This window comes from uncultured Chloroflexus sp., from assembly GCF_937951745.1.
Classification (GTDB): Bacteria; Chloroflexota; Chloroflexia; order Chloroflexales; family Chloroflexaceae; genus Chloroflexus.
Window position 1 is genome coordinate 1 of record NZ_CALFBQ010000082.1, and the last position, 13,905, is coordinate 13,905.

General features: G+C 57.5%; 8 protein-coding genes and 1 pseudogene. 3 read left to right on the top strand and 6 right to left on the bottom strand.

Annotated features, from left to right (window positions below):
* The 4 genes from gcvT to Q1A59_RS16900 all read right to left on the bottom strand — a co-directional run.
* Window positions 1-1,098 (bottom strand): glycine cleavage system aminomethyltransferase GcvT (gene gcvT, locus Q1A59_RS16885; RefSeq protein ID WP_299645277.1); only part of this gene is annotated, 1,098 nt, incomplete at its 3' end.
* Window positions 1,099-1,113: 15 nt separating this feature from the next.
* Window positions 1,114-2,247, bottom strand: a complete 1,134-nt coding sequence (locus tag Q1A59_RS16890) for a CpXC domain-containing protein (protein WP_298406781.1) — start codon at window positions 2,245-2,247, stop codon at window positions 1,114-1,116.
* 264 nt (window positions 2,248-2,511) lie between these two features.
* Window positions 2,512-4,674, bottom strand: coding sequence for a glycoside hydrolase family 2 protein (locus Q1A59_RS16895; RefSeq protein ID WP_299645278.1), 2,163 nt, complete (start codon window positions 4,672-4,674; stop codon window positions 2,512-2,514).
* 31 nt (window positions 4,675-4,705) lie between these two features.
* On the bottom strand, window positions 4,706-5,722 hold the full coding sequence (locus Q1A59_RS16900; RefSeq protein WP_298406787.1) for a glycosyltransferase family 2 protein: 1,017 nt from the start codon (window positions 5,720-5,722) through the stop codon (window positions 4,706-4,708).
* Window positions 5,723-6,159: 437 nt separating this feature from the next.
* On the opposite strand from Q1A59_RS16900, the gene Q1A59_RS16905 reads away from it, so the two are divergent.
* Window positions 6,160-8,187: a cation:proton antiporter gene (locus Q1A59_RS16905; protein WP_299645279.1), complete on the top strand. Its 2,028-nt coding sequence runs from the start codon at window positions 6,160-6,162 to the stop codon at window positions 8,185-8,187.
* A gap of 31 nt (window positions 8,188-8,218) precedes the next feature.
* On the opposite strand, the gene Q1A59_RS16910 is transcribed toward Q1A59_RS16905, so the two are convergent.
* Window positions 8,219-10,909, bottom strand: a complete 2,691-nt coding sequence (locus Q1A59_RS16910) for a beta-galactosidase (protein ID WP_298406792.1) — start codon at window positions 10,907-10,909, stop codon at window positions 8,219-8,221.
* Window positions 10,910-11,236: 327 nt separating this feature from the next.
* On the opposite strand from Q1A59_RS16910, the gene Q1A59_RS16915 reads away from it, so the two are divergent.
* Both Q1A59_RS16915 and Q1A59_RS16920 read left to right on the top strand, forming a co-directional pair.
* Window positions 11,237-12,280: a WD40 repeat domain-containing protein gene (locus Q1A59_RS16915; RefSeq protein WP_299645280.1), complete on the top strand. Its 1,044-nt coding sequence runs from the start codon at window positions 11,237-11,239 to the stop codon at window positions 12,278-12,280.
* Window positions 12,281-12,405: 125 nt separating this feature from the next.
* Entirely contained in the window at window positions 12,406-13,455 is a 1,050-nt protein-coding gene (locus Q1A59_RS16920; protein ID WP_299645281.1) for a WD40 repeat domain-containing protein, read from the top strand.
* A gap of 210 nt (window positions 13,456-13,665) precedes the next feature.
* Here Q1A59_RS16920 and Q1A59_RS16925 read toward each other — a convergent pair.
* Window positions 13,666-13,905, bottom strand: a pseudogene (locus Q1A59_RS16925) (cytosolic protein); the annotation flags it as partial.

Sequence of the window (13,905 nt, forward strand, 5' to 3'; positions counted from 1 at the left end):
CTTGTAGCGCGGCTTATAGAAGGGCATCTTCACGACGCGCGCGCGAACGGGTCGCTCGCGCACGATAACATCAAACTCACTACCTTCGCTGCTGAGATCGGTGGGTACGTAGGCCATACCGAGCGGGCGGCCAAGGGTTGGCGAAGGCATTCCACTCGTGACAAACCCTACCGGTTCGCCGGTAATGCGTCTGATTTGATAACCACCACGGGCAATCCCCTTGCCGACCATCTCGAACCCGACCAGACGACGGGTGACACCGGCCTGCCTAATCGCCTGCAATGCTTCGCGTCCGATAAAATCACCTTTGTCGAGCTTCACCACCCAACCGAGGCGAGCTTCGTAGGGGTTAATCGTTTCGTCAATCTCATGGCCATAGAGGGCAAGACACGCCTCAAAGCGCAGACTATCGCGCGCACCGAGACCGCAGGCTTGCACCGCATTGCCACCGAGTGCCAGCAGACCGTACCAGAATCGTTCGGCATGCACTGCCTCGAAAAAAATCTCGAAGCCGTCTTCGCCGGTGTAGCCGGTACGAGCGATCAGGGCATTGTGGCCGAAGATAGTGGTCATTGCCACCCCGTGAAACGGGAGCGAGCCAATCTCAGTCGTGGTTGAGTCCTCTGCGGTGGCGAGCAGGTGTTCGGCGTGTGGCCCTTGGAGCGCGAGCATTGCCCAGCGCTCAGAACGATCTTCAATTTCAACTTCAAACCCGGTGGTATGCTGCTGGAACCAATCCCAATCTTTCGCGCGATTAGCGGCGTTAACTACCACCATAAATTCATCGGGCAGATGGTAGATAAAAACATCATCAACAATCCCACCGTTGGGCCGGCAGAGCAGACCATAGTTGGCGTGGCCGAGCGGAATGGCGCTGACATCACACGTCACCATGCGTTGGAGGAACGCTTCGGCATTGGGGCCGCGCACCATAAACCGGCCCATGTGGCTGATATCGAACAACCCGGCCCGGTTGCGCACGGCATGGTGTTCTTCGATGATGCCGCGATATTGTACCGGCATTTCCCAGCCGCCAAATTCGACCATGCGCGCGCCCATGGCGAGGTGCGCGTCGTAGAAAGGAGTTCGTTTCAGCATACACTTTCCCGTTGGTTATGAACGGTCTTCTTCCAAACCGGCGCGCACCCGGCGCAGCAGTTCTCGGCAAGCGATGGCGTGGCGCGCCAATGCTTCATCACCACCGGCGCGCGCTTCGGCGGCAAATTCCCACAATGCCTGTTCGGCAGTTTCGCTCAGCAGCAGCGGGTATTGATCGAGTACGTGTGCTATCGCGTCTTCGTCATCGGCCACTAACAGCGCCTCGATAGCCGTCTCTAAATCAGCGGCGGGGGCTAGCGTAGCGCGGAACGTTGCCAGCATTGATCGGCGTGCCTCGATCAGTTGGGCTAGCCGCTCGGTATCACTGGCGAGCGCCGTCTCTATTTCAACCGCGAGTAACTCATCGATTTCGGGTCGCAACAGCAACGGGTAGCGCGCGATAGCCTGTTCGAGTTCGGCGTCACTGTGTGCATTCAACAGGGCTTGCAACGCTTCTGGCGGAATGGCAGTGAGCCGTTCGGAAGCGGTATGACGGCTCATTCCGGCCAGCAGATCGCGCGCATTGCGCAGTCCCTGCGCAATCTCAGCTTCGCCTTGCGCGGTGGCGACTTCGGCCAATTGGGTGAGGGTCACAATGGTCGCTGGTTCAAGCAGTTCAGGATGCTTAGCCAGTGCCTGTTCGAGATCGGCAGCGGTATCGGCGGCTAGGAGGGCTTCGACTGCGGCTAGCAACGGCGGTGGTTCGTCGCTTAGCGGCGCAGGTGGTGATGGCGGCGAAGCTGGCCCACGCCGACGGGCATCGAGCCGGCGCAGCAGGTGGGCCAACCCGCTCATATCTTGGGCGATGTCAACATCGGCTAAATAGGGCCGCCGCTGCTCGATATCAATCGAACCGACCAGCAAGGCGTGCAGCTCGCGGGCTTGCTCGCGAATCTCGTGATCAGCCGCGCCGGGAGCGGGCGCAAACAACACCCGGCGGGCTTGGGCATCGTGATACAGCAACGGTGCGCCTGCCGGCCCACGCGCTCCGCAGTGCGGGCAGGTGACGATGTTGACCTCTTCGCGGCGCAGCGCCGCTGCCGTTTCCGGCTCCTCATCGGCGTCGATAATCAACCAAATCTCGGCGCTAAAATCATTGCCGCAATGCGGACACGTCAATGGCGCCTGCTCGCGGTACGAGATGGGCATACGTTCTTGCAACCTTGCCGATCGGCGAATTCGTTTCCTCCGCTGTATTGTACCATCAGTAGCCGTTCTGCATTGCGTTATTGTGAGGCTCTAAACGCGCAGGCGCAAAGCGCGCAAAGCCGCAGATGGGTTTAACGCGCAGGCGTGTAGAGGTTGCAAAGGGCGCGGGAGATGGTTTCGGGTGCTGCGCGCCCTTGCAATGACAAACAGGCGTGTACGAGGTAAAGGAACGCGGGTACACATCCTCCCCGGATGGGCATAGCCTCACTGTCCTGACCTGACTTCAACGACGTTCAGATGGTAGCGGTTGGTACATTCCGGCCCGGCCCCGATCAAGCGTAACTCGATCGTGTACCGTCCGGGGTGAAGGGGGGTGAGGCGCAGGTGATCGATCTCGATAGCGAGCGAGTCGGCGGGCAGATCGAGGTAGCGCACGACAGTGGCCAATTCAGCGTCAGTGGGATCGCGCATCGTAATAGTGACTTGCGCGCCTGCCAATGGTTGGCGGGCATCGTTGACGGCGTAGATTGGCAAATCAATCACTTCGCCAATAACGAAGTCGCGCGGTTCGATCAGAGTAAAGGCATATTGGGGGCGAAAGCAATCGCGCAGAGCGTAATACGAACGCTTGGGCACTCGCCAATAATCGATCACGCTCCACAGGACGGCTGGATAGGGATCGACAAAGAGAAACGCAATGATCCCGCCGGTCGGACGATATTTGTGGTAACGCAAGCGATCGACGTAAAAGCGGTTGAGTTCAGCTTGATAGTTCTGCGACATCTCGATGACTTCGGCCAGTGAGGCGGCTTGCCGCCACGGATACCACGCTGACATAATGTCAGCCTGCAACCCGTGCCGTTCAACGAGGCGGGCTACGGATGCGTCATCGAGCGGGTCGGGCATGAAGCGTAAACTGCTTTCAAGGTTGGGAAAACTCTGTGCGCCGAATTCGGTCACAAAGCGCAGATTGCTGGGGAAGCGGGCGCGCACCGTTTCGCCAAACGCCAACGTGCCGTAGGTGCGGTACCAGCCAAAGTAGGCATGAGCGTCGGTGCCAGTGCGCACGTAGGGCACATCTGGCTCACCCGATGAACGGATCACAGGGCGAGTTGGGTCTTCTGCTTCGACGATCTGCTTCAACTGCACATCCATCACGTCGCGGTTCCAGCTGAAAATGAACGCCGACTGGTAGGTGCGCAGCCGGGCGCCCAACGACTCATCAGCAGTGTCTTCGAGATGAATCGCCTCGTTGTGCATGCACCAGATCGCGATGCTGGGATGGTTCCCGAGCAAGCGTACCATGGCTCGCGCCTGATGGCGAGCTGCCGGCAACACCTCAGGGCGATAGATCCACTGGAGCGGAAAATCCTGCCAGAGCAAGATTCCGGCGGCGTCGGCGGCGGCGTAGAAGGCCGGATGGTCGATATGGGCATGGACACGCAGCATATTCATATGGCAATCACGGGCCAAGGCGAGATCGCGGTCGGCCCGTTCGCGATTCATGGTCGCGATGCGCATATCGCCGGGAGGGTAATTATTGCCTTTAGCAAGGAATCGCTCGCCGTTCAGATGCGGAATCCAGTCGCGCAGCTCGAAGGTGCGCACGCCATAAGCGAACGACTGCTCATCGCTGAGAGTATCATCAAGCCATATCCGCACCGTGACCTGATAGAGGTCAGGCTGGCCAAGATCGTGCGTCCACCAGCGCCGCGGCTCGCGCAGCTTCAGCAAGCCCTGCACCGTCTGCGCGCCGCCGCGCAATCGCCGTTGCACGGTGAAGACCTGCGTTTCACCGTGAAAGGTCAGCGGAGCAAAGATGATTTCGCTGCGAATTGCTACAGCCTGTGCGGCATCAAGATCAAGGGCAAAGCGTAACTGGGCCAGCCGGGCATCGCAATGCTCGGTGCGCAGGCGGGCAGCGCGCAACCGCACCGGCCCGCTGCGGTGTAACTCAACCGGCAGCCAAATCCCACCCGGATTGGCGTGCGGATCGAAGCAATCCCAATGGGAAAAGACGCCGGTAATCATGCGCTTGCCGATTTTATTGTGCTCGTCGGGACAGTCAAGTTCGATAATCAGAGTATTCTGAGGTTTTAAAAGCGTCGTCACCTCGTGCTCGGTCGGCTCGAAATAGCCTTCGTGCGCGCCAAGATCGACCCCATTGAAGTACGTGTGTCGGTAATAGAATGCGCCGTTGATCCGCAACCAACGTCGTTCGTCGGGAAGCTGATCGGGTGAGGAAGGGTTCACGAAGCGACAGCGATAAACCACCTTGCCGCTGTGCGTTTCGAGACCGGGCAATTGCTGCCAATGGGCCGGCACAATTGCCGGCAGCCAGCCCTGATCATGACGCGGGTAAATGCCTTGGGAAAATTCGGTAAGTGGGCGAATGTGCCAGCCATCACTTAATGTATGTAGATGCATAAGCGGGAAGATGGATTGCAAACGCTTGTGGCTACCGCAATGGATGAACCGGATCAAAATCGTGTAATGCTGCCAATACTTGTTTATACGTTGCGATGCGCTGTCGGCGCAATGCTGGCCGATGACCAAGTGCCAGCTTAAGCGTCTCGATACTCAGCTCATACTGATAGCCCAGCCAGATCAGTCGGCGCAGCAGCAGTGTTAACGGCCAACCGTACCACATCCGCGCCAGCAGTAAGCGGCTTTGCTGAAAGTGGCAGTGGCGTGCTACCGGCATTTGTTCACTACTCTTCCCTTCGTGATGGATCACCACTGCTTCGGGTAGGTACCAGATCTGACTCTCGACTTCAACCTTCTCGCGCCGAGCATGAGTTGGCGGTGGCGGAGCCGGCTGGCGCCATTGTAACCGCCACTGCCATTCCAACTCTTCACTATACATAAAGAAGCGCTCATCGAGCAAGCCAGCTTGGCGGATAGCGGCGGTGCGCACGAGCAATGCTGCGCCGACCAGCCAACCTACTCGCTGCACGCGATCATCTGGCCGGTCAGCGCAGTGATAGTGGCGCACCCACGGGTTTTGGGGCCAGAGGCGTTCCCACGGCGTACTCTCCCAGACCATCGTGAGCAGGGTGGGGAAGCGGCGGCGCGACGATTGGAGACTACCGTCGTTGTAGAGTAAGCGCGGGCCAACCGCGATCGCGGCTGGATGAGATTGCAGAAAAGCGACCAATTGCGGGATCGCATCGGCCACCGGCTCGGTATCGGGGTTCAGCAAGAGGACAAACTCAGGGCCGCCATCAGGCCGTTGCAATAACCGGCGCAAGGCCAGATTATTGCCAGCGGTAAAGCCGAGATTTGCGCCGGCTTCGATTACTTGCACATCGGGAAATTCGCTGCGTACCATTGCCGGCGTGCCATCGTGGCTATCGTTGTCAACTACAATAATCTCGGCAGTGAGATCGCTAGCCGCTAGCGAGGCCTTGACGGCGGTGAGGCAGCGGCGGAGCAGATCTTTAACGTTCCACGAGACGATGACGATAGCAAGCATAGTTGTCTATAGTTGGTACAGAGTGAGGTGTGCGCATATTCATTCGGAAACACAAAGATAATGGGGGAAGTAACAAAGCGCATTGAGGCGTACTCATCACTCCTCTAGAGAATACGCAAAGGTCAAACAGTGGGCCTTAACCCGTACTCGTAATGTATCATAGCATGTTTTAGACCATTGCAGGGGGCGGCCATGCGGGGGTCGGCCTTGTGCCGACCTTGTGCCGACCCCTACGATTGCCTGCCCCTACCGATCTTGTGCCTGCCCATGCGTACCCTGTTGGAGGTAGGCATAGGGCCAATGTCGATGTTTTTGACAGATCAGGGTTCATTCCTTATCATACATAATGCGTCTTATTTGCGCCACGCTGCGTAGAGCTTTTCCCCATACCCGTACTCTGTTTTGCTGCTTTCGTTGTTGATGACCGGAGCTGTGCTATGCATCACGATATTTCACTGTTGGCAAATCTCGCGATCGCGCTGGTAGTAGCGTTCATCGGCGGGGTGCTAGCCCGGCAGCTCGGTCTACCGACAATTGTTGGGTATCTCGTAGCCGGCATGGCAATTGGCCCGTTTACACCGGGTTTTGTCGGCGATGTCGAGGATATTAGCCAACTTGCCGAAATTGGTGTGATCTTTTTAATGTTTGGGGTTGGTTTGCACTTCTCACTCAAGGATTTGTGGGCCGTGCGTCAAGTAGCCTTACCCGGCGCTATTCTCCAAATGTCAATCTCGACCACTCTTGGCTTTTTGCTCAGCCAATGGTGGGAGTGGTCGGTTGTTTCGGGCTTGCTCCTCGGCTTGTCAATCTCGATTGCAAGCACTGTTGTGCTGCTGCGTGGCCTTATGGATAACGGCATGCTGAACACGAGTGCTGGGCGGATCGCGGTAGGCTGGCTAGTATTAGAAGACATAGCAACTGTTCTGATTCTAGTCTTGCTCCCCATCATGTTTGGCAGCCAGAGTGAGCAATCGCTGCTTGTCAGTGCCTTTTCACTGCTTAAAGCGGTGCTCTTCGTCGTGGTGATGCTGTTTGCCGGACGGCGGCTCTTGCCCAAATTGCTTGACGTTATCGCCGGTACTCGCTCACGTGAGTTGTTTATTCTGGCGGCAATAGCGATTGCATTGGGTACTGCCTTTGGAGCAGCGGTCTTTTTCGATGTTTCGCTCGCACTCGGCGCGTTTCTCGCTGGTGTGGTGCTGAGCGAGTCACAGTTTAGTCACCAGATCGGCGATGATGTGTTACCTTTCCGTGAAACCTTTGCCGTCATCTTTTTTGTCTCGGTCGGCATGATCGTCAATCCGCTTTATCTTTGGGCAAACGCCGGTCAAGTGTTGGCATTGACAGCCTTGATTGTGTTTGGCAAAGCGTTGATTACTCAACTGCTTGGTTTCCTTTTACCGGCTAGCGGACGCACAATGTTAGTTGTTGCTGCCGGCCTCAGCCAAATTGGCGAGTTTTCGTTTATCTTGGGTAGCACTGGTATGGCCTTGGGCCTGCTCAATCAAGAGCAATACTCGCTCATTTTGGCTGGCGCACTGCTCTCAATTATGGTAAATCCGTTCATGTTCCGCTTAATCAAGCCAATCGAGCAGATGATGCAGCGCATTTCCCCCCGACTTTGGGACTGGTTCGACCGTCATCCGTTGGCATCGTCTGATCTCGTTCTGCCGCACGAAGGTCACGTCGTTGTAGTTGGCTATGGCCGCGTCGGCCAACACATCGTGACCGTACTTGAGCGACTGGGGATTCCACGGTTAGTCATCGAGATCGACTCGGGGCGAGCAGCCGAGTTCAACGCGAACGGTGTACCGACGCTTTTCGGCGATGCGGCGAATTCAGACGTGTTGATGCATGCTGGGCTAGAGCGCGCACGGGCCCTCGTGGTCACGTTGCCTGATGAGACGGCAACCGAGTTGGTGGTAGCGGCAGCACGCAAAATTGCGCCTAATTTGCCCATTATCGCTCGTGCTGCTACCACCAAAGGCGTTGGTCGCTTGATCAACCTTGGCGCGCGCGATGTGATCCACCCCGAATTAGAAGGCGGGCTGGAGGTGATGCGCCATACGTTGCTCTGCTTGGGGTATCCGGCTACCCAAGTGCAAGGTTATACTGACGCGGTGCGGCGCGATGAGTACGATTTCACAGTCTCGACGCCAGCCGAACATCAGGCGCTCGATCAGATGGTGCGGGCCGCACGCGGGATCGAGATTGCGTGGCGAATGGTTGGCGAGCACAGTTCCATCGTTGGTCAAACCCTCGCCGAAGCGAATATTCGTGCCCGCACCGGTGCGTCGGTGATTGCAATAATCCGCAACCAACAACTGATCGCGAATCCCAAATCGAGTACGGTGTTTCAGGCTGGCGATCTGGTCGGTCTGATTGGTGAAAGCGAGCAAATTGCGGCGGCTGAGCAGTTGATTAGCGGCGTGGCGCTCGCGCGCGAGCCGGCGTTGGCAGGGTAAGAGACGTTGCATTGCAACGTCTCTACCGCAATCATTCATATACCAGCTCTACCGCGCCGCTGCGGCTCTGCTCGACGAACAACAGTAGCTCGTTGTGCGCAGCCAGCCACGAGATAGGCAGTTTGTACTCTTCTTGTGGCCCAATTTGCCAGAAACGGCCGCAGTTTTGACCATTGAGCCAGATTTGGCCTTTATCGAGGGTACCGGGACGCAATGCGAGGCGGTTGATGGTAGCCGGGAGATCGGCGCGGGCGAAGACCGCTTGCACAAAGGCTGGGCCGGCAGGTGGGGCCGGTTGATCGCTGACGGTCACGCCGGCGCGGAAGCTCCAGTGGGCCGGTAACGGTTGGTTGGCGTCGTAGCTAATCAGGGTCGCCCGCCATGGCGCGCCAGCGTAGTTGAGAATCTGCAAGGCGAGGGTGTTGATCCCCGGCTGTAGGAGATCAGTGATGTCAGCCTCAATCAACCCGCCGCTACGATGGCGGCTAAACCGCTCGACGGCGACGCCATTGACAAAGAACGCGCCGGAGTTGCGGTCGCCGGTGATATGCACCCGGTAGCGTCGCCCGGCCTGCACCTCGATCGGACGGATCAGCCAGACCATCGGCCCCGTCCACGCAAACCGGCTCAGGTGAACGTTCTCGGCATCGGGCCGCGCGGCCCACGGCTTGATGTTAGCAACCGCTTCACCGGCAAATTGCACCTCTTGCCAATAGGCATACCAGCCTGTCGAGATGTCTACTTGATTACCATCGAGATACAAGGGGGCAAGTAAACCCTTCCGTTCCCCCAGATTCAGACCATAATTAAACCGGCCCAGATTATCGACTAACAGGCGCAGATCGTGGCGGCCAGCCGGCAGGTCGAGGGCAAACGTGTAGCGCGGGCCGGTTGGGTGTAGACCCAGTACGCCGGCGAATTCGCCATTGATCAGTACCAACGCGCGGTCGCGGAGTGCTGGCGCTGCGAGCGTCGTCTTTAATGGCGCGTTAAGCTCAAGCTCAGCGCGATACCAGCCATAACCGTAGGGACAACCGAGCTGTTCGAGCGGTGCGGGCGTAGCGATTGGTTGCCAGCCGGTGTCGTCAGTCGCCTCTACCACCGCGAACGCGCGTGCGGTGAGGATGGTGCGGCGCGGTTGGGCGGGTAGCGGCAAAGGCTGGCTGCCGTAGCGTTCGGCCAGTGCTTGTGGCAACAGCTCGATCAAGAGGGCATGATCTTCCCATGCCACCTCGATCCGGCGACCCTCAGCCGTAATCCAGTAATCGATCCGCAAGACCTGCTCGCGCATCACCACCCGCGCTGCTAAGCCAGCATCATCGGCGTGGATACCAATCGGCGGCGAAGGCAGCCGCAACAGTAACGTGCCCTGTTCACCTTCGCGACCATAGATCGCAAGCGTCCCTTGATCGGGCCAATAACCGAGTACGCGACCGGTATGGCCGACGATGGTGATCCCACTCTCGCCGAGGGGCAGATTGGCAAAGATCGGGCGCATGCTGGTTGGTTCCACTTCAACGCTCAGATGCTCCCCCGAAGGCAAGAACACCTCGTAGGTCGTTGCTTCAAGGCCGGGGTTAACGAGAAACGTAGCGCAGAACTCACGCCACGCCGGTGGTGCGGTTGGGCCGGCGGATACTGTGCGGTAGGGCTGCACGCCGCCCTCGCTTCGGCCAGCAATTGCCGCCGACGGAATTACTGTCATCCCACCGGGCATGGCATCGGCCAGCACTGCCGACAACGTCGCCCCGAAGCAGCTCAGAAAGAGATGATGGCGGCGAGCGACTAGCGCCTTCGCAGTCAAGCGGCCATATTCATCGACCGGCGCGTCATAATCGTAACTGGTGGTCATGTGGATCAAATCGCCGCCGACGGTGCGCCCGCCCCAATAGCCGAAGTTGGTGCCGCCGGCCCACATCCAATGGCTGAAGCCGGCGCATCCCACTGCCGTCAGTTGATGTAACGTCATATCGAGCTTGGCCGCCGTCTTGCGCGTTTGGCGCTGACCACCCCAATGATCAAACCAACCACTCCACAATTCAGAGACGATCATAGGATTATCCGGCCAAATCTGGCGCGTCTGCACCAACTTCTCGGCAATCCCGCTCCAGCCGTTGCGAAACTCTGAGTAGCCGGGGGTGGCTCCCATACACGTATACTGCGGCACCTCGATGCCGCGTTCGAGCGCAGCGCTGGCCAGCGTTAACTGGTGCTCATCAGCGCCGTACACCCCTGACGCCCAGTGCTCATTCTCAATCTGACAGAGGATGATCGGGCCGCCACGGGTATGCTGGCGTGGAACGAGGATCGGCATCAGGGTGTCGAACCAGCGCAGCACTGCGCTGAGAAATGCCGGATCGTTGGTACGGAGACGCAAATCACCGTTAGCGGTTAACCATGCCGGCAAGCCGCCATTTTCCCACTCGGCGCAGATGTACGGGCCGGGACGCACAATCGCTTTCAAACCAAGCTCGTGGCAGAGGTCGAGGAACGCACCCAGATCGGCTTCGTCGCTAAAATCGAACACGCCCGGTTGCGGCTCGTGGCGGTTCCATGGAATGACCGTATCAATCGTGTTGAGACCGGCCCAGCGCGCCTGTTCGAGCAGCGGGCGCCATTCGGCGCGCGGCCAGCGGAAGTAGTGAATACATCCAGAGAGGAGATAGAAGGGTTGGCCGTCAAGTTCGATCCCGTTGCGGCCAACGGTAACACTGGCGCTCATGGCTAACCTCGCTTATCACCCTGCGCCCGCCTTTGGCGCAGTACACCTTAATCATGACATAGACGGGTGGAACTGTCGAATACAAACATTGTGCAAAGAAGCGCACAAAACTGCTCGATTCACCTAGCAAACGCCAAGCGTGTTATCAAACCTTATCACTAGTTGCTCATATCGTATCTGCATGGTTCGTGCTCTCGTGTTCACACGACGCTAAAACGGTGCGCAAAGTGATTGCGTTGAGGGTCCTCGTGCGTTCATAATAAAGGTATACGGTCATTTCGCGCCTAAGCTGCTGGGTGATTGGCGCATCAAGCGATTGGGGATCGGATGCAACGATCACTACAGTTTGGTTTAGCCGCCCTCGGGCTGGCACTCCTTTTCGGTCTTGCCATTGTGATGCTTTTCGTCTTCTGGCAATTGCTATCATCAGTCACTGATGAGCAGGCCGATACTCGCCAAACAATGGCAACGGTAACTGCGGTACCACCGGCACACATCTGGGAGTCCGGTGGGTATCTTTCGACGGTCTCTACGCCCGGTGGTCGGTTAGCGGTAGCAAGCAGTTATCAGACCATCACCCTCTGCTTTCCAGATCACCAACTGCTCACCTCTTTGCCTACCGGCGGCTATCTGGCCGTGCGTCCCGATAGTTCATTATTAGCGGTCGGGCAGTGTGGCGCTGTCAGGGATTTGACCAGCGGCAAAGTGTACGCGTACCTTGTTTGCTGGTTGCCGCCTGAAGAGTGGACAGAGATGTGGCTAGTGTTTTCGCCCGATGGTCACACCTCGGCCTTAACCAGAGCACACCCTGACGACGATCTCGAAGTTCAGCTTTGGAATGGAGCGAACCAGCGCCAACTATGGTCGGTGCGCAGCGACGATCCGGCCATCACGGTGGCGCGGCAACGAGCCTTCAGACCCTATGGCCGGTACATAGCCGTTACGACCTTACCAGAGGGGGGCTGGCTGATTGACGTGGAGCAGTCAGCAGTGGTGCGCAAGATTCAGCCGGAGCCGGCGGGCAGTCTTGCGTTTAGCCCTGACGGTTCCCGGCTCAGTGTGGGTGGCTGTACGATCCGAACCTATGATACAGCAACGTGGGAGATCGTTCACGAACAAACGTTTCCTATATCAGATGCGCAAACCGTGACCGAACCGTTGACCTTACCCAAGCCCTTCCTCATAGAAAGCAAGCTTGTTGCGATCAGCCCTGATGGGCAATGGCTAGCCGTGCCGGTTACTTATTCTGAGTCGGGATCTGACTTCTTCGTTGACCAAGATCCGCCACGGCAGCCGATTGCGCTGTGCCGGTTGGCTGATGCCAGCGGGTGTATCTCTCAAGCGGCAGCCAAAACCGGGTGCGGCACCTGATGGTTAGTCCTGAGGGGTAGTAGTTGGTGGACGTTGGGCAAAACGAGATACAGGCATAGCCGGTAGGAGAGAAGGGACTTGGATGGTATTGTGAGGATGCCCGTAGCTATAAGGAATACACTATAATGAGACGACGACTGATCTTAGCTGGCAGTGCCATAGCAGCACTGGTTGGGTTGGGCGGGTTAGCGTTGGTGATAATGATGTTCTGGTTTGAGCGGGAAGAGCAGCCGGCGTATGTTTGGCAGGTGGTTGCCCGATCAGCCGCCTTTTTGCCCGATGGCCGGTTGGCGATTGCGAACGACAGGCAGACCATGATAGTGAGCTTCCCCGACTATCAAACACTCCGTGAACTGCCCGCCGGTGGCTATGTGGCGTCTAGTCCTGATGGTTCGGTGCTGGCTATCGCGGTGCGCGGCACGGTCAAGCTCTTTGACCCGGATAGCGGCTCATTGATCGGGCAACTTGACTGCTGGCCGCCCGGTGAGCATACGTATCCAATACACCTCGGTTTTTCGCCTGACGGGAGCATCCTCGCGGTAGCTGAATCGCACCACTCGCGCGGCCCGGAAGTGCAGCTTTGGGATGTGAGCCGCCAATCGCAGATTGGGACAATTCGATTTGATGATCCAGCGATCTCAATTGTTCAAGCGCTCGCGTTTACACCCACTGGGCATGTAGTTGTCTCAACACATTCGGAAGGGGTTTGGTTCGTAGATGTTGCCCAGCAAGCCGTTATCCGCAAAATCCAAAGCTGGCCGAGCAGTCACATTGCTGTTAGCCCTGACAGTTCGCGGCTCAGTCTCAGTGAATTTACCCTCGTCCGCACCTTTGATACCCGCACGTGGCAAGTTGTGCATGAACAACGATTTACGCAAGCACGGCCTATGCTAGATACATGGATGAGTCGATTAAAAAGTATGCCAGTAGCGATCAGTCCTGACGGGAACTGGCTAGCGACTCCCAACCGTGAGGAGCCATCCGACTCGTTTTCGCTGTTCGAGCCGGGGCCACCGCGGCAAACGATTGCCTTGCGCCGGTTGGCTGATGGCCAGCGGGTGAAGGTACTGAGCGGGTCGCCGATAAGATTACATGCTCTCTTGTTTAGCCCTGACAGTCAGTGGTTGATTGACGTTGGCCTCAGCGAGATTCGGGTCTGGCGGGTGGCAAAGTAAATAGTTTGATGTCATTGCGAGGGTGCGCCAGCGCCCGCAGCAATCCCCGCCTGAGCGAGAGGAATGGCTGCGTGGGATGCATCCTTGCTCGAAGGAGATTGCTTCGCCGCCCGCGGCTCGCAACGCCAGAGCCGAGCGCAGGGACAGCGCGCCGCTCTGCCCCTCCACTCGGCTCGCAATGACAAAGATAGGGAGTGAGCTTAACGCTATTTATGCTTGGTATGTTCTCTTCCGTTCACGTATTGTTAATTGCGATGAGTTGAACTCTATCAACTTATCCCAATGAATTGCACCTTGCTCGTTACAGAAATCAGAAATAAACTCAGCAGTGAATGAATTAATAATCTCGGCATACGCTTGCTGAAATGTTGCATTACGCTCCCGCGCTTCAAATCCAAGCGGTTCGATGATTTGCTTGTACAGTTCCTGCTCACCATTTGAAATAAATGT

Excerpts from the sequence above, each read along its gene's own strand:
- Q1A59_RS16890 (WP_298406781.1), bottom strand. The coding sequence starts at position 2,247 with ATGCCCATCTCGTACCGCGAGCAGGCGCCATTGACGTGTCCGCATTGC.
- Q1A59_RS16905 (WP_299645279.1), top strand. The coding sequence starts at position 6,160 with ATGCATCACGATATTTCACTGTTGGCAAATCTCGCGATCGCGCTGGTA.
- Q1A59_RS16900 (WP_298406787.1), bottom strand. The coding sequence starts at position 5,722 with ATGCTTGCTATCGTCATCGTCTCGTGGAACGTTAAAGATCTGCTCCGC.
- Q1A59_RS16910 (WP_298406792.1), bottom strand. The coding sequence starts at position 10,909 with ATGAGCGCCAGTGTTACCGTTGGCCGCAACGGGATCGAACTTGACGGC.
- Q1A59_RS16915 (WP_299645280.1), top strand. The coding sequence starts at position 11,237 with ATGCAACGATCACTACAGTTTGGTTTAGCCGCCCTCGGGCTGGCACTC.
- Q1A59_RS16920 (WP_299645281.1), top strand. The coding sequence starts at position 12,406 with ATGAGACGACGACTGATCTTAGCTGGCAGTGCCATAGCAGCACTGGTT.
- Q1A59_RS16895 (WP_299645278.1), bottom strand. The coding sequence starts at position 4,674 with ATGCATCTACATACATTAAGTGATGGCTGGCACATTCGCCCACTTACC.